This is a genomic window from Haloterrigena sp. H1 (assembly GCF_005938085.1).
Taxonomy (GTDB): Archaea; Halobacteriota; Halobacteria; order Halobacteriales; family Natrialbaceae; genus Natrinema.
The window spans coordinates 896,137-910,159 of sequence record NZ_SMZK01000001.1 but is presented as its reverse complement, the minus strand read 5'-3'; the positions used below and the strand labels follow the sequence as shown (position 1 = coordinate 910,159).

Annotated in this window: 17 protein-coding genes; 3 read left to right on the top strand and 14 right to left on the bottom strand. The window is 64.9% G+C overall.

From position 1 onward, the window contains the following. Nucleotides 1–110 precede the first annotated feature (110 nt). From E2L06_RS04640 to E2L06_RS04630, 3 genes are all read right to left on the bottom strand, one after another. Nucleotides 111–611, bottom strand: coding sequence for a universal stress protein (locus tag E2L06_RS04640; protein ID WP_138779052.1), 501 nt, complete (start codon nucleotides 609–611; stop codon nucleotides 111–113). A 50-nt stretch (nucleotides 612–661) separates the two neighbouring features. Next, complete coding sequence (locus E2L06_RS04635; protein WP_138779050.1) at nucleotides 662–1,111, bottom strand: universal stress protein; 450 nt, start codon at nucleotides 1,109–1,111, stop codon at nucleotides 662–664. 70 nt (nucleotides 1,112–1,181) lie between these two features. Then, complete coding sequence (locus tag E2L06_RS04630) at nucleotides 1,182–1,919, bottom strand: LysR family transcriptional regulator (RefSeq protein WP_138782501.1); 738 nt, start codon at nucleotides 1,917–1,919, stop codon at nucleotides 1,182–1,184. 241 nt (nucleotides 1,920–2,160) lie between these two features. On the opposite strand from E2L06_RS04630, the gene E2L06_RS04625 reads away from it, so the two are divergent. The 3 genes from E2L06_RS04625 to E2L06_RS04615 all read left to right on the top strand — a co-directional run bounded on the left by E2L06_RS04625 (nucleotide 2,161) and on the right by E2L06_RS04615 (nucleotide 5,173). Then, nucleotides 2,161–3,168, top strand: coding sequence for a substrate-binding domain-containing protein (locus E2L06_RS04625; RefSeq protein WP_138779048.1), 1,008 nt, complete (start codon nucleotides 2,161–2,163; stop codon nucleotides 3,166–3,168). A 62-nt stretch (nucleotides 3,169–3,230) separates the two neighbouring features. Then, complete coding sequence (locus E2L06_RS04620) at nucleotides 3,231–4,211, top strand: ABC transporter permease (protein WP_138779046.1); 981 nt, start codon at nucleotides 3,231–3,233, stop codon at nucleotides 4,209–4,211. Beyond that, nucleotides 4,211–5,173, top strand: coding sequence for an ABC transporter ATP-binding protein (locus tag E2L06_RS04615; protein WP_138779044.1), 963 nt, complete (start codon nucleotides 4,211–4,213; stop codon nucleotides 5,171–5,173). Before E2L06_RS04620 ends, E2L06_RS04615 begins: the two co-directional genes overlap by 1 nt. A gap of 21 nt (nucleotides 5,174–5,194) precedes the next feature. Here E2L06_RS04615 and E2L06_RS04610 read toward each other — a convergent pair whose 3' ends face one another. The 11 genes from E2L06_RS04610 to cobJ all read right to left on the bottom strand — a co-directional run bounded on the left by E2L06_RS04610 (nucleotide 5,195) and on the right by cobJ (nucleotide 14,020). Next, a complete protein-coding gene (locus E2L06_RS04610) occupies nucleotides 5,195–5,596 on the bottom strand; it encodes a hypothetical protein (RefSeq protein WP_249361369.1) in 402 nt (133 codons plus the stop codon). A 141-nt stretch (nucleotides 5,597–5,737) separates the two neighbouring features. Beyond that, nucleotides 5,738–6,604 carry a hypothetical protein gene (locus tag E2L06_RS04605; protein WP_138779042.1) on the bottom strand — a complete coding sequence of 289 codons (867 nt, stop codon included), beginning with the start codon at nucleotides 6,602–6,604 and terminating at the stop codon, nucleotides 5,738–5,740. A 79-nt stretch (nucleotides 6,605–6,683) separates the two neighbouring features. Beyond that, the gene (locus E2L06_RS04600) at nucleotides 6,684–7,559 is read right to left on the bottom strand and encodes a hypothetical protein (protein ID WP_171052310.1); all 876 of its coding nucleotides are present in this window, start codon (nucleotides 7,557–7,559) and stop codon (nucleotides 6,684–6,686) included. Between the two features lie 53 nt (nucleotides 7,560–7,612). Further along, the gene (locus E2L06_RS04595; RefSeq protein WP_138779038.1) at nucleotides 7,613–8,089 is read right to left on the bottom strand and encodes a hypothetical protein; all 477 of its coding nucleotides are present in this window, start codon (nucleotides 8,087–8,089) and stop codon (nucleotides 7,613–7,615) included. Continuing rightward, on the bottom strand, nucleotides 8,086–9,000 hold the full coding sequence (locus E2L06_RS04590) for a hypothetical protein (protein WP_249361368.1): 915 nt from the start codon (nucleotides 8,998–9,000) through the stop codon (nucleotides 8,086–8,088). Before E2L06_RS04590 ends, E2L06_RS04595 begins: the two co-directional genes overlap by 4 nt. A 105-nt stretch (nucleotides 9,001–9,105) precedes the next feature. Then, entirely contained in the window at nucleotides 9,106–10,386 is a 1,281-nt protein-coding gene (locus tag E2L06_RS04585; RefSeq protein ID WP_138779036.1) for a PQQ-binding-like beta-propeller repeat protein, read from the bottom strand. Nucleotides 10,387–10,389: 3 nt separating this feature from the next. Then, nucleotides 10,390–10,761 (bottom strand): DUF3209 family protein, encoded by a 372-nt coding sequence (locus tag E2L06_RS04580; RefSeq protein WP_138779034.1) that lies wholly within the window; start codon nucleotides 10,759–10,761, stop codon nucleotides 10,390–10,392. Between the two features lie 54 nt (nucleotides 10,762–10,815). Continuing rightward, a complete protein-coding gene (locus tag E2L06_RS04575; RefSeq protein ID WP_138779032.1) occupies nucleotides 10,816–12,048 on the bottom strand; it encodes a CbiX/SirB N-terminal domain-containing protein in 1,233 nt (410 codons plus the stop codon). Nucleotides 12,049–12,061: 13 nt separating this feature from the next. Further along, nucleotides 12,062–12,781, bottom strand: coding sequence for a cobalamin biosynthesis protein (locus E2L06_RS04570; RefSeq protein WP_138779030.1), 720 nt, complete (start codon nucleotides 12,779–12,781; stop codon nucleotides 12,062–12,064). After that, a complete protein-coding gene (locus tag E2L06_RS04565) occupies nucleotides 12,778–13,044 on the bottom strand; it encodes a ferredoxin (protein ID WP_138779028.1) in 267 nt (88 codons plus the stop codon). Before E2L06_RS04565 ends, E2L06_RS04570 begins: the two co-directional genes overlap by 4 nt. Before the next feature lies 1 nt (nucleotide 13,045). Further along, nucleotides 13,046–14,020, bottom strand: a complete 975-nt coding sequence (gene cobJ / locus E2L06_RS04560; protein WP_138779027.1) for a precorrin-3B C(17)-methyltransferase — start codon at nucleotides 14,018–14,020, stop codon at nucleotides 13,046–13,048. Nucleotides 14,021–14,023 lie beyond the last annotated feature (3 nt).

Here is a 14,023-nt window from a genome sequence, read left to right as displayed (position 1 = left end):
TGGACTCGCGGACAGTGAAACGCCCGTCGTCTAGTGGCTGGGTTGCCGTCTATCGACCACGTCGTCTAACAGCAAGAATGGTGTCGCTCGAGTGCCGGTACGGGCCGCGATTAGAGTGCGTCCTGCGTGGAATCGACATCCGAGAAGTCCGCGGAATCGGCTTCCTCACCGGGTTCGCGAACGACGTAGACGTCGTACCGCTGGTCGTTTGCGACCGGGCTGCCGACGCTCGACTGGGGTGCGATGACCGAGCCCGCGTTCTCGGAACCGATGAAGACGACCGACGCCTCGAGGTCGCCGGCGACCCGTCGGATCTCGCGGACGACGTTGGTCGTCGACGTCGCAGTTGGCTCGTCCGAACTTACCCGCTCGGATCGGACGGTCGCTTCCGGCGCGACCTCTTTGGCGCGGGTCTCCATGCCCGCGGCGATCGTCTCCGGCTCGAACGGTTCCCCTTGCGTGATCCAGCCCCGATCCCGTGCGTAGTCCTCGTCGTCAGGAATGACCGTCAGCGCAACGACTTCCTCGTCGAGCAGCTCGCCGAACGTGGCGGCGCGCTCGAGTGCGTTCATGGCCAACTCCGACCCGTCGAAGGGAACGAGCAATGACATAGGGGTATGTCATACGACAGCGGACGTAAATGTTCGCCCTCCGGCGGTACTCATCCCGTCCGGTTGTCGTCGGCATCGTCCCCGACGACCAGGACCGTCCGGTCGGCGACCCTGACGACCCTGTCGATGGTGCTGCCGAGCAGGGCACCCTTGAGCGATGAGCGACCCCGAGCACCGACGACGATCACGTCGATATCGTTCTCGTCCGCGCACGCGAGGATCTCCTCGTGGGGGACGCCGGTCCGTACCGTCGTCTCGACGGCCACGCCGGCGTCGGCTGCCTTCGATTCGACCGTCTCGAGCCAGCCTGCAGCACGCTCTCGAAGGTGTTGCATTGCCTCGTCGGGATCGACGATCCCCGTATCGTAGTCGGTCCGGTCGTCAGCGACGGCGATGCCGTATAGCGACGCGTCGAACCGCGCTGCGAGTTCGACCGCGTGGTCGACCGCGGTCGTCGCCGTCTCGCTGCCGTCGGTCGCGACCAGGATCGAGTCGTACATACATAGTGATAGGTGCCGCCACGAGAAAGGCCTGTGGCTCTCTCGCAGTCGTGTCGACGGCCGAGGTTGGTTATGGCTGTGACTCCCCGTACCGATCGTCCCGTTCGATCCCACGCGCTGCCGTCGCCTTCACCGAGGCGACGATCGACCGGCCGGGCTCGAGGCCCAGCGTCTCGACGCTTTGGCGGGTAACGAGCGCCACGAGTTCGGGCGGTTCGTCTCCATCACCGCTCGAGTCATGCTCGGCCTCGAGGTCGATTCCAACGCGCGCGACGGCATCACCAGTATCGAGCCACGCGACGGCCCCGGAAAACCGGTTTCGGACGCTGGTTCCCTCGGCCCGTGGCACGTCACTCGGCGTGTGCAGGCTGACCGCGTCGGAACGGATCGTCACGGCTGCGCTCGCAGCGTCGGTTGGCACGACCGCCAGCACGTCGCCGACGGGCGTCTCGACGGTCGCGAGTTCGCCGTCGCGGTCGACGACCGGTCCCGACAGCACTGTTTCGTCAACGCGCGCAACGCCCTCGTAGGCTGCGACCAGCCGATCGAACCGTGCTAGCAGCTCTCGCGCCGTCTCCGTCAGGGAACTCCCGCCACCGTCGGCACCCCCACGGGTGCGCTCGACCAGCGGGCCGATCGCCTCCTCGAGCGCGACAACCCGCTGTTGCAGGTGGGGATAGGAGCGCCCGAGGGCGTCGGCCGCACCCGATAACGAGCCACAGTCGTCGATCGCGCGCAACATCTCGACGTCGCTTCGGTCGACGGCCGCGTCATCGATCCGCAAGTAGGGGTCGAACTCCTTTTCGATGGTCATCCGTAGATCACGCGATAGCTCCAGTCGAATCAACGCCGGAGCCACTCGGGTCGCTGTTCGTGATCGGACGAGAAATCGGTTTGCATCGGACAGTCGATCGCGCGCCTGAACAGGACGAAATTTCCGGTTCGCGTTCACTTCGTACGTTGCACCCGGATTCGGTCGGTCTGGTTCCGCTGCGCACGAACGACCGGGGAAACGATTATACCCGTACCGATGCAACGGCGATGTATCGATGTCAGAACAACGCACGCGGCGAGCGTTTTTGGCGGGGAGCGGAACCGCTGTGGCGCTCGGGTTGGCCGGCTGTACCGGGGTAGGAAACAGCGGTGAAAGCGGGAACTCGATGATGATCTTCCACGCGGGATCGCTCGCGCCACCGTTCAGCGAGGCGCAACCGCAGTTCGAGGACGAATACGATGCCGACGTCACGCGCGAGGCGAAGGGGTCGGTCGACTCCAAAAACAAGATCACCCAGCAGGGACGGAACGCTGACGTACTCGGCGTCTCCGACTTCCGGCTCATCCGCGACGACGTGGTTCCCGACTACGGAGACTGGTACGTCGTCTTCACCACGAACTCGATGTCGATCCAGTACCGGGACGACTCACCGGGTGCGGACGAAATCTCGAAGGACAACTGGTGGGAGGTGCTCAGCCGTGACGACATTACGATCGGCCACTCGGATCCGGCAGTCGACCCCGGTGGCTACCGTGCGGTGATGACCCAACAACTCGGGAAAGAGGAGTTCAACGGCGAGCGCCTTTACGACGAAGCTACCTATCAGGCACTCCGCGACAACTCGGTGGTTCCAACTGGGACTGAGACGAACCTCGAGGGCCAACTCGAGTCGGGCGAACTGGACTACGTGTTTTACTACCAGTCGATCTCCAGTACCGCCGAGAAACCGTTTATCGACCTTCAGCCGGAGGTCGACCTCTCGAAGGCCAACAGCGAGTACGCGGACCACTACGCGAAAGCGGAGGTCGAAACCGAGTCGGGGACGTACACCGGTGCGCCCATCGCTTACGGAATGACTGTCCCGAGTGTCGCGCAGTCGCCCGAACTCGGCGCACAGTGGGTCGAATATTTCGGAACTGATCCGGGCCGCCAGATCCTCGAGGACCAGGGGCTGACGCCGGTCGAACCCATCGTCGTGCCACAGAGCACTGAGGATGCAGTTCCCGACCGCGTGATGGAAGTCGCAAGCGCGAAGTCCAACCTTGGACCGCTGGAGCTATAACGGCTCCCCGGTGGGATTCGTGACGGAACCAGCAGGCAGTTACCAACCGATACGCAGCGATCATGGCAATAAAAACTGAAACGCGATTCGGGGACGGAACCGTCGGACAAGCGTCGCTGGTGACAGCGTTCATCGCCATCCAACTGCTGGCGTTTGCGACCGCGTTCATACTCGACAGGCCAACCTGGTACGCGTACTTCATGATCGGCAGCACAGCCGTCACCGCTTACGCGCTCGATGGCTCACCGTTTACCGTCATGACCGCGACCGTCGGGAGCCTCCTCATGGTCGCGCTGGGACTACCGCTGTTCCTGTTCGTCGCACGACAGTCCCCTTCGCTCGTCCTCGAGAAGGCGCTCGATCCCACCGTCCATCGTGTGCTCTATCTCGGCGTGTACGGCCCACTGCTAGCGGCCGTGCTCAGCCTCCTTCTTGGCGTCCCGCTCGCACATCTGCTCGCGGAGGGGTTCGCCGGCCAGCAGTTCGTCGAGAGTCTCGTCGACCTTCCGCTGGTCGTTCCTCACTCGGTTGCGGGTATTATCATCCTCTTTGGCTTCGGACAAGATGGGGCGTTCCCACAGCTATCGGTGCTGGGAACGATGGTCGGAATGGTGCTGGCGATGACGTTTGTCGCCGCACCCTACGCCGTCAACACGACCCGCGAGGCGTTCGAGACGATCGACGACCGGCTGACGTACGCCTCTCGTATTCACGGCGCGAACCGCTTAGAGACGTTCCGCCGGGTGACTGGCCCGCTCGCTATCCGAGGCATGATTACCGGGGGCGTCCTCGCGTGGGCTCGAGCCGTCTCCGAGTTCGGTGCCGTCGCCGTCGTCGCCTACAGCGTCTCGTTCTTCTATCCGGTCGAGGGCAGCGTGGTTCGGGCCCAGCACGCCCCGGTCTTCGTCTACAACACGTACCTCGGGGGCGGGCTCGACGAGAGCGGGGCAGTCGCATTCCTGTTGCTCGCGGTGTCGGCGTTCGTCTTCCTCGTCGTCCGGTATCTCACTGACAGTGATACGATCAAGGGAGGGATGCCCTGATGGGGCTGTACGCAGACGTCCGAGCGACGTTCACCGCGCAGGGTGCCGAGGAGTTTACTATCGATGCCGAGTTCGACGTCGAACGTGGCGAGAGCCTCGTCATCCTCGGACCGAGCGGAAGCGGCAAGACGCTGCTGCTCGAGGCCGTTGCCGGCTTTCACGACCACGGCGGAACCGTGACCCTCGACGGACGGCGGCTCAGCGACCGCCCGCCGGAGCAACGCGGCTTCGGATTCGTCTTTCAGGACTACGCCCTGTTTCCCCACATGTCCGTCCGCGCGAACGTCGAATACGGCGATCGGTATCACGACGAGATGCGGGACGTCGACGAGCTGCTAGCCGAACTCGGCGTTGGCGACCTCACCGACCGCTATCCGCCGACGCTCTCCGGTGGGGAGAAACAGCGAGTGGCACTCGCCCGGGCACTCGCCGTTCAGCCCGACGTAATGTTGCTCGATGAGCCGCTGGCGGCGCTCGATGTCCCGACCCGGCAGACGCTTCGGGACGACCTGGCTGACGCCCTCACAGACGTCACCGCCGTATACGTGACGCACAACCGCACGACGGCGCGCGCCCTCGCGGACCGAATCGTCGTGATGCAAGACGGGCGTATCATTCAGAACGGAACCGTCGAAGACGTCTTCGAGCGGCCCGCCTCGCCCGCCGTGGCGAACTTCACCGGAGCGAACGCGATTCCGCTGTCGGCTGCACCGTCGCTTGCAGGCTCGATCGACGGCAGTCCGGCCGCTGGACACGTGGCGATTCGGCCCGAAGCGGTCATGATTGGCGAGTCCGACAGTGACGTCTCGGCGATCGTCGAGCGAGTCGTCCGCGAGGACGCGACTAATCGGGTGACGGTGTCGTTCGACGAGATCACCGTCGATGCGTACACGGATGACCCGCCCGCCGTCGGAGACGAGGTCGGAGTAACGTTTCCGCGAGCCGCGCTCCACCGCTGTTAACTCTCCCGGCGTTCGGTTGGCTCACTCGGCCTGTGCGACCGCCACGACGGCGTTCTGGACGTACCGCATGCTCGTCGCGATCGTCATAATCCCGTCCATCAGCGCCTGCTGGCACGCACCGTCGGGATAGATCCGATACTCAACCTGGACCGTCTCGGCCGTCCGCAACTGGCAGGACGTGCCGTCTTCATCGAGAAACGTATAGAACGCTGGCGTCGCCGCCAGCATCGGCTCGACGTACTCGAGCAACTCGCCGCGTCGCCGATCGCCGCGAAGCAGCGCTCTGGCTCGCTCGGTGTCGAACCCGTTGTGGCCGACGATCCGAATCGGGCCGAACCCGGTCTCCTTGATGACGTGGTCCGGGAGCGGCGAGAGTTCGACCTGGAAGTTGAACTCGGTGTCTTCCTCCGAGTAACGGGTCACGTCTCGGATGGCTCTCGTCCAGCCAGTTGCGAACCTAGGTCTCGCTGATCTGTCTCGTCATACGCAGGCCGTCCACGAGGGAAGAAATAAGGGCTCCGCGGGAGACCGCCTGTCCTCGATCCGTCCGCGTTCGAATCCGCGCTACCCGTGTTTGTTCGGCATCGTCGAGTGGCGCACGAGCCCGCGCATGTCCGCCCGCTGGGACGGCGGCGGTGCCATCGTCGAGTGGCGACTCGGGCCACCCGACGCCGTTCCGCGGTCTCTGTCGCCACCGAGCCCCGACCCGAGGAGCCCCTCGTCCTCATCGTCCTCGCCTGTTTCTGTGTCGGCCGCAGCCTTGTCGCTCTCGTCGTCCCCGTTCGCTGTTTCGCTTCTGGCAGTACCATCACTCGCCGCCTCGAGCCGCTTTTTCAGCTGAGCGACGTTGTCGCCGAACTCCTCAAACGAGGACTGCATCGACGACCGGAGGCGGTCCCCGAGGTCACCGGTCGACTCGTCTTCGGCTTCGTCCTCGGATGCGGCCACGTCGTCGCCCGCCGAGACCGCAGTGTCATCACGCTCGGCCGTCTCTCCTTTGCCCTCGTCCGCCGTCGACTCAGCGTCCGATTGATTCCCTGCGCCGGCCGCGGCGGCGGATTCGGCCCGCTCGCCGATCGTCTTCCGAAGGTCGCCGACGGCCCCCTCGAGACTCCCATCGTCGGCCCGGTCGGCCAGTTTCGCGAGGTGGAGCAGCCGCTGGAGGGCCGCCACGTTCTCTTGCTCACCCCGGGCGATGGCCTCGGGAATCGACTCCGGTTCGGTTCCGTCCGCGAGCGTGTCCAAGCCGACTGCGGCAAGCAACTCGTCGGGGTCGGCCGACTCGAGTAGGTCGCTCGCCTCGGTCGCGGTCTCGAGCAGGTCCGTCTCGGCCGCCTCGTCGTCGCCATCGCCGGCGACGAGCGAGCCACTCGACGTGTTGGCCTCGGTCAGTACCTCGTGCACACGGTCGTGTAGTTGCGAATCGCTCATGGGTGGCCCTCCGATATCACCGCCCGCCGGTCGTGCCGCTCGTCTCCCGTTCGAAGCTAGGGCGGTGCATGTCAGTCGATCACTCGGCTTCCGCTTCCGTTTCGGCTTCCTCCCTCGAGTCTGAATCCGGCTCATCCTCCGTCACCGCCTTGATGATCTCGTCGGTCATCTCCTCACGGCTGAGGTTCGCTTTCACGCCGACGTCTTTCGCGACCGACTGCAGGTCGTCGTAGGACATCACGCCGAGGAAGTCCTCGAGCGTGTCCTTCCGAAGGTCCTCGAGGTCCTCCATGGACGACTCGTCCCCGCCATCGGCGGGCGCTTCGGCTTCGTCGGCTGCCTCCTCGGATTCGCCGGCAACTCCTTCGACTGTCTCTTTCGCTTTGCCCGCAGCGTCTTTGACTGACTCCCCTGCTTTGCCCGCAGCTTCCTCGGCTGACCCTCCTGCTTTGCCCGCAGCGTCTTTGACTGCCTCTTTGGCGCCCGTTTCGTCGCTCTCTGCACCGTCGTCTTCCTGTTCTTTTGCTTCGTCAGCCGGTTCCTCGTCCTGTTGAGTCTGCTCCTCGGTCTCGTCGCTGCCGATGCCGTCCAGGAGCCCCTCGACGCTGCTTCCGTCGGTGACGCCTTTGGCCACCGACTCGAGCGAATCGCGGCCCTCGATCTCCGAGAACGAATCCCGGAGGGCGTCTCGAATCGCTGTCGAGAGGTCTGTCTGGATCTCGCCGAGTTCCTTTCCTTCGTCGACGCCCGAAGCGATCGTCTCGTGGACGTTCCGACCCACCGACTCGCCGACATTACGTCCGAACTGCTCGCCGAACTGGCGACCGACCGCTGCGCCGACCTCGCCGCCGTCGATGCTGTCCTCGATACTCCCATCACCGAGCATGTCGGCGACATCGAGTTGGTTGCTGACCTCATCGGCTACCATTCCCTTCAGTCCGGATGCCTCACTCATGATAACCACCTCGATCGGGTCCGTGGAGCGCGTGATTTTCCCGGGTCACGGTGTTACTCTTCGGCTTCGGTCGATTGATCCGATTCTTCGTCTGCCGATTCATCGCCCTCCGTGTCCGACTCGGAGTCACCTTCTGCCTCGGTGTCGTCCTCGGATTTATCGCCGTCGCTTTCGTCTGCTTCCTCGGCCTCGGTTTCTTCGTCGCCTTCCTCGGCGGACTCTTCACCGGTTTCGTCCTCCTCATCGATTTCCCCGCCTTCCTCAGCGGGTTCCTCAGCCATGTCCGCTTCGGCTTCCTCTTCGCCGGAACTGAGTAGTTCGTCAACGACCATGTCCCCGATCGTCCGTCCGAGGGATTCGCCGATCGCTCGCCCGAGGATCGCGCCGATCTGCCCGCCCAGCGCTTCGCCGAGCGGCTTGTCCCCGTCGATTTCGTCCTCCCACTGGGTTCCTTCGACCAGTTCGTCGACGTCGACGTTGTCGCTAATCTTCTCGGTATCGATCCGCTGGGTCAGTGTGCTATCGCTCATGCTGTTGCCTCCGCCTGTGACGGCTCCCTCTGTTCGCTGGTCTCTTCGGGTCGTTCGGGCTCGAGTCGTTCGACTAGCTGTTCGATCACTTCGCTGACGATCGCGGCCACGACCTCCTCGGTGGGGAAACTGGGCACGAGCGCGGCCACCTTCTCTTTGAGCCAGCCGATCGCTCTCGAGATGCGGCCGGGGGAGTCGTCACCCTCGCCCGATTCTGCGTCCTCGCCTTCCGTCTCACCGTCCGCACCATCCCCGAACAGAGCGTCGAGGAGTTCACCTGGCTTGCTCAGTAGCGACTCCGCCTTCTCGAGCATGGCACTCGACCCGTCGAAGAGCCCCGAGACCGCTGCGAGGAGGTTCCCGAACAGGTTGTTCTCACCCGGGCGCGCCGAGACGTCGAGCGTGACCGGATTCAGGTTCACCTCGAGGCCGAGCAAATCGAGGAACAGGCCGTCGAGGTCGAGATGGAGGACGCCCGCAACCTCCTCGTCCTGATAGACGTCGTCGGCGTCTTCGACGTGGTATTCGTCTTCCTCTACTTCTTCCTCTGCCTCCGCTTCTGCTTCCGCTTCCTCTGCTTCTTCCTCTGCCTCCGCTTCTGCTTCCGCTTCCTCTGCCTCTTCCTCTGTCTCCTCTTCTGCTTGCGATTGCTCTACTTCCGGCTCTTCTCTCTCTTCCTCGCCTTCGCCCTCGGTGTCTTCGCTTTCGGGTGCTTCTTCAGCTTCTCCCTCGGCATCACTGTCGGCCGTTTCGTCTTCTGATTTTTCCATCTCCGCCTGTCCGCCATCAGTCAATACTCGGCGTGGCGGCCCTGCTGCATGCACGGCACCGTCAGGACGGCTCGAGGAATGCTCGCCCCGCTCTGAATACGAGCATTCCTCGAGTCCGTTATGTGCGAACTCATCGGTCATTATACAGAAAAGCAGAGGGCCCTAAGCGTTGTGGCGGTTGGCCTTGCGTATGCGACTAGTCGGCACAGCGTGGCAGAAACATCGCTCTCGAAACCTCGGTCGAGACTACTCGAGTGAGTGCGAGCCGACACGGAGCGCGTACCTGCCGCGCGTCTCGCCCTCGTCGTGATACGCGACGGGTTCCTCGATCGCAGCGACGGTGTCGTCGGCGACGGCAGCCGCCGTGGCGATTCCATCGATGCGCTCACAGCCGTCCGCGCCGGACTCGAGGTCGAACCAGCGGACGGCGTGGGTGTCGGGATCGCGAACCCGGAAGTTCTGGGCACAGGGCGTAACGAGCCGATCGCCGTCGGTAGCCAGCCCGTGGACGAACCCGCGAACCGTGTCGTCCCACACGAGGTCGCCGTCGGCGTCGAACGTGGCAACCCGGTGTTCGTTCGGATGGCGGCTCTCCGTTTCGCGACTCTCCGCCGCGTAGGTGTTGCCCGTCACGAACGCCACCCGCCCGTCGTTCGCGTAGGCGTGGTTCGGATAGGCATACAGCGTTTCGCCGTCGATCTCGGTCTCGACAGCGAGGTCGACGTGCCACCGTTCGGCACCGCCGGGGCCGAGCAGATAGCCGCGTTTGTCACCGTGGCTCGAGACCGCGATCGCCTCGCCGTCGAAGGAGACATCACCGACGCGGCGGTCGCCACCGGTGCCGGGGTCCCAGGTCCACGCGAGCTCACCCGACTCGGCCTCGAGGACGACGAGCCCAGTGTCGTGATCGCCCATACAGCGGTTGTAGCCCACCGCGAGGCGCTCGCCGTCGGCGTCGAGATCGAGCGCGATCGGTGAGGCGTCGGTCTCGTAGGTCCAGCAGATCTCGCCGTCGGTGTCGAACGCGTAGACCGTGCTGTGCCACTGTCGCGTCTCACCGTCGCGCTCGTAGCGTCGCGCAGCAGCATAGAGCCGCTCGTTTCCGTCGGCGTCCGTGCCAGTCTCGAGCGCGACGACGTAGGGCAGATAGAAGACGGTGTCTTTGACCGCCTCGCCGACGTCGTCGACGGTGTCGTAGCGCCAGCGCTGCTCGCCTGTCTCGGCGTCGTAGGCCGCGATCGTTCCGGTGTCGCCGCGGCCGGTGACGACGATCGTCTCGTCGTTCTCGAGCGACGCGATGCCGACCGCGTGGTCGGGATGGTCGACTGTCCAGCGGGTCTTGAGTGAATCGATGTCGCGGGCAGTGACGGTGCCGTCCCACTCGCCGGTGACGGCAAGGTCGCCCGACTCGGCGACGCCGACCGCGGATCGGGTCCACATGTGCCGGCTCCGCGCCGGCTCGATCTCGCCGAGCGGTACCCGTCGGAAATCGATCCCGCTGTCGTGGTCGGGTGCAGGTTCAGCCATCGTTCACTCCTCGACCGGGAACGTCTCGTGGAGGGTGTCGTGGGCATCGCCGAGCCCCTCGACGATGCTCTCGCCCTGCGTGGCCAGCCGCCCGACCGCTCGCTCGGCGTCACGAACCGCCAGCAGTCGCCCTCGCGTGTAATCGTATTCCGGGTCGGCGCTGTCCATCGTGGCGACCTCCTCCTCTAAGTCGACCAGCGCCGCGTCGAGGTGGCGCTGCAGTTCGGTGAGGCTGTCGGCCTCCACGAGGCCCTGAATCGGGCCCTCGAGGTGGCCCTCGAGTTCTTTCTCCGCGTGCTCGCGGGCGCTGTCGTCCCCGACGCCGAGGACGTTCATCAGTCCGAGTCGTAGTGCTTCGATTTCGTGGCAGCTCATGGTTGAATAGTAGTGTTGGAATCGTGTATCGTCTCGTTAGTCGGTGCAGCTTTGCTACAGCGTCTGATCGACGAGGTCGCTGACGATGCGATCCCGGTCGAGGTGGTCGGCGACGATCCGTTCGGCGTCGCCGGATTCGACGCCGCCGTACCAGATCCCGTCGGGGTAGACCGCGACCATCGGCCCGTCGCCACACCGTCCCAGACAGGACGACCGCGTGATGCGGGCGTCGCAATGTTCGGAGTCGCGTACCTCCTGACGGAGGCGCTCGAGGACTGCCGGCGAGCCCATCTTCGCGCAGGTCTGGTTGGTACAGACCGCGACGTGTTTCTCGGGTGCGTCGTGACTGTGAGGTTCGTCGTCGATATCCTCGCGGTCGGCGTGGGCCTCCTGGTGGGCCAGCGCACGCAACATGGCGCGTGCGCCGCCGACGTCTTCCTCGTAGCCCTCGAGGTCGACCTTGTACTTGCACGTGTCACAGGACATCTCGACGCTGCCCGATCGGGCCTCCTGCCAGCGATCGGCGAAAACGTCCAAGAGGCGCGAGTCCGTCCCGAGCGGGTCGCCGGCCAGTGCGTCGACGTAGGGGTAGTCATCGTCGAACTCCGCGGTCCAGTCGCGCACCCGCTGGGTGAGGACGCCGTCGCCGAGCATGTACGGCAGGACGACGACCGCGTCGGGCCGGTGTTTCGAGAGCCCGTGAAGGGTGTCCTCGAGCGTCGGCTCCGTGATGCCGATGAAAGTGGCCTCCACGCGGTCGAAGTCCCGCCCCTCGAACAGCAAGCGGGCGAGTTTGTGCACGTCGCCGTTGGCGTCGGGATCGCTCGAGCCCCGCCCACAGAGGACGACAGCGACGTCGTCCTCGGTGCGGTCGACGCCCAGTTCGCGTTCGACGGTGGCGGCGCGATCGTCCAGCAGATCTAAAATCGCGGGATGGACTCCCAGATGCGCGCCGTTGTTGATCGCTATATCGTGTTCGGCACGTGCCCCCTCGATCGCCAGCGGCACGTCGTTTTTCACGTGGCTCGCGGCAAAGAGCGAACAGTGGACGACCGTCACCCGATCGGCGACGGGTGCGAGCCCGGCGAAGGCCTCGTCGATCGACGGCTCCGCGAGTTCGAGAAACGCGGCGTCGACCGGAATCCCGAGCCGTGACTCGAGGTCGGCAGCCAGTTCGCGGACCTGTTCGTTCGACTTCTCGCGGCGGGAGCCGTGGCCGATCAGGAGGACGGCCTCGTCGTCGAAGCCGGCTATCGACGCGGGCGTGGAGTCGTCAGGTGCGCTCATCGATCTCAGTAGACTACGGCTGGTCGCCGTCGTACGCCGACGCTTGCTCGATGCTCCGCTCGAGTTTGCGGTGGCGACTCGGCGCGAACAGTCCAGTTTCCTCGCAGTGCTCGTAGAGCCAGGTGCCGAACTCGGGCACCGCGTCGTCGTCGACGCCGAACCAGTAGCCACCCGACGAGGTCGCCGAAAGGTCGCCCGTGGGGGCGTCGACCGGACACGCCGCGATCAGTTTCTGGACGAACTCGAGCAACGCTTCGTCGTCGTGGACGAAGGAGATGCCGACGGTGCCACTCGAGGACTTGAAGCAGATCGTGCCACAGCCCTCGAGCAGGCCCCGAAGGAGCTCTCGATCGTGACTCGAGAACGCGCCGAAGCGGTAGTTTCCGCGGCCGTCGACCGGCAGGCTGAGAGCGCTGTTGCGACCCAGCAGTCCCGCTTCATCGTCACTCTCGCCGATCGACAGCGTGTACTCGTCTTCGGTGCGCGTGATCGAGGTGTCGTGGGCGTACTCGCGGGTCGTCGTCTCGTGCTCGAGGTTCCCGCCCGCAATCGCGGCGAGCACTTGCGCAGACTCCTCGTCGTTGGTGACGACTTCGATACGGTCGTCGGTCACGTCACCGCTGCCGGCGACGTGGCCCCAGAAGTACGCCGTCGCTGGGTGGCCCGCGAGGGGATCCGACGGAATCGCGATCTCTAAGGCGTCGCCGTCAGCCGTCGGGTCGGCGTCGCTCATTCGCCCACCTCCTCGACGATGATCGCGTCCGTCGGGCAGGCAGCAGCGGCCTGCTGGGCTTCCTCGATGCGGTCGTCGTCGAACGTCGCGACGACCCGTTCGGCAGTATCGGTGACCTCGCCTTCGCAGTCGTAGACCGGATCGGCGTCCGGATCGACCGTCGCGAGGCCGTCGTCGCCTTCGACGAACCGCGGGTCGCGGGTCAGGCAGGCGAAGATGCCGTCACAAGCGTCTTTCTCGATGGTGACTTCGTATCGCGGCATGTCAGTAGTCGTATTTCGTCTCGTAGCCACGCGGCGTGACCATCCGGTCGTCCCAGACGTAGGTGTCCTCGGTACCGACGACGATCGTCGTCGTCATGTCGATGATCTCGCTTTCACCCAGGTCCTCGAGTTCGCCGAGTTCGGTGATCATCACCTGCTCGTCCTCGCGGCCAGCGCCGTGGACGATACCGACCGGCGTGTCTTCGTCGCGGTGAGTCAGCAGGATCTCGCAGGCCTTCTCGAAGTTCTCCCGGCGCTTGCGGCTCCAGGGGTTGTAGATCGTGATCGTGAAGTTCTCGCTGGCGACCGAGTGCAGCCGCGACTCGATCTCGGGCATCGGGACGAGGTGGTCCGACAGCGAGACCGAGACGGTGTCGTTGACGAGGGGGGCACCCAGCCGGGCCGCACAGGACTGGGCCGCCGGGACGCCGGGCACGACCTCGAAGTCGACCATCGAGGCCGTTGCGCCCTTCGACTCGAGGATCTCGAGTGCCAGCCCCGCGAGCGCGTAGACGTTGGGGTCGCCGCTGCCGACGATCGCCACGTCGTTGCCCGCGAGCGCGCGGTCGATCGACTCCTCGGTGCGGGAGACTTCGCCGCACATCGGCGTGTCGTAGATGTCGTCGGCCTGTTCAGTGATCTCGTCGGGAATTAGCTCGATGTAGGTCGTGTAGCCGACGATGTGCTCGGCCTCGAGTAAGGCCTCTTTCGCGCGCTCGGTCATCCCCTCCGGGTGACCGGGGCCGAGGCCGACGGCGATCAGCTGGCCGGGTTCGGCGTCGAAGTCGTCGACCGTCGCGCCGACTTCCTGCTCGTTGGAGTCGTCGTCGGAACTGGAAGCGCCGCACTTGCTCGAGGACGAGGAGGAACTCGAGGAGCCGCCGCATTTAGAACTCGAGTCGTCGGTGCTGCTACTCGATGCGCCACACTTGGAAGTCGATTCGTCGTCAGCGTCCGCGTTGGTGTCCGTGCTCATGGG

What these genes read in the sequence shown, in the direction of transcription:
- E2L06_RS04640 (WP_138779052.1), bottom strand. Translation starts at nt 611, where the DNA reads ATGTCATTGCTCGTTCCCTTCGACGGGTCGGAGTTGGCCATGAACGCA.
- E2L06_RS04635 (WP_138779050.1), bottom strand. Translation starts at nt 1,111, where the DNA reads ATGTACGACTCGATCCTGGTCGCGACCGACGGCAGCGAGACGGCGACG.
- E2L06_RS04625 (WP_138779048.1), top strand. Translation starts at nt 2,161, where the DNA reads ATGTCAGAACAACGCACGCGGCGAGCGTTTTTGGCGGGGAGCGGAACC.
- E2L06_RS04620 (WP_138779046.1), top strand. Translation starts at nt 3,231, where the DNA reads ATGGCAATAAAAACTGAAACGCGATTCGGGGACGGAACCGTCGGACAA.
- E2L06_RS04615 (WP_138779044.1), top strand. Translation starts at nt 4,211, where the DNA reads ATGGGGCTGTACGCAGACGTCCGAGCGACGTTCACCGCGCAGGGTGCC.
- E2L06_RS04605 (WP_138779042.1), bottom strand. Translation starts at nt 6,604, where the DNA reads ATGAGCGATTCGCAACTACACGACCGTGTGCACGAGGTACTGACCGAG.
- E2L06_RS04600 (WP_171052310.1), bottom strand. Translation starts at nt 7,559, where the DNA reads ATGAGTGAGGCATCCGGACTGAAGGGAATGGTAGCCGATGAGGTCAGC.
- E2L06_RS04595 (WP_138779038.1), bottom strand. Translation starts at nt 8,089, where the DNA reads ATGAGCGATAGCACACTGACCCAGCGGATCGATACCGAGAAGATTAGC.
- E2L06_RS04590 (WP_249361368.1), bottom strand. Translation starts at nt 9,000, where the DNA reads ATGACCGATGAGTTCGCACATAACGGACTCGAGGAATGCTCGTATTCA.
- E2L06_RS04585 (WP_138779036.1), bottom strand. Translation starts at nt 10,386, where the DNA reads ATGGCTGAACCTGCACCCGACCACGACAGCGGGATCGATTTCCGACGG.
- E2L06_RS04580 (WP_138779034.1), bottom strand. Translation starts at nt 10,761, where the DNA reads ATGAGCTGCCACGAAATCGAAGCACTACGACTCGGACTGATGAACGTC.
- E2L06_RS04575 (WP_138779032.1), bottom strand. Translation starts at nt 12,048, where the DNA reads ATGAGCGCACCTGACGACTCCACGCCCGCGTCGATAGCCGGCTTCGAC.
- E2L06_RS04570 (WP_138779030.1), bottom strand. Translation starts at nt 12,781, where the DNA reads ATGAGCGACGCCGACCCGACGGCTGACGGCGACGCCTTAGAGATCGCG.
- E2L06_RS04565 (WP_138779028.1), bottom strand. Translation starts at nt 13,044, where the DNA reads ATGCCGCGATACGAAGTCACCATCGAGAAAGACGCTTGTGACGGCATC.
- cobJ (WP_138779027.1), bottom strand. Translation starts at nt 14,020, where the DNA reads ATGAGCACGGACACCAACGCGGACGCTGACGACGAATCGACTTCCAAG.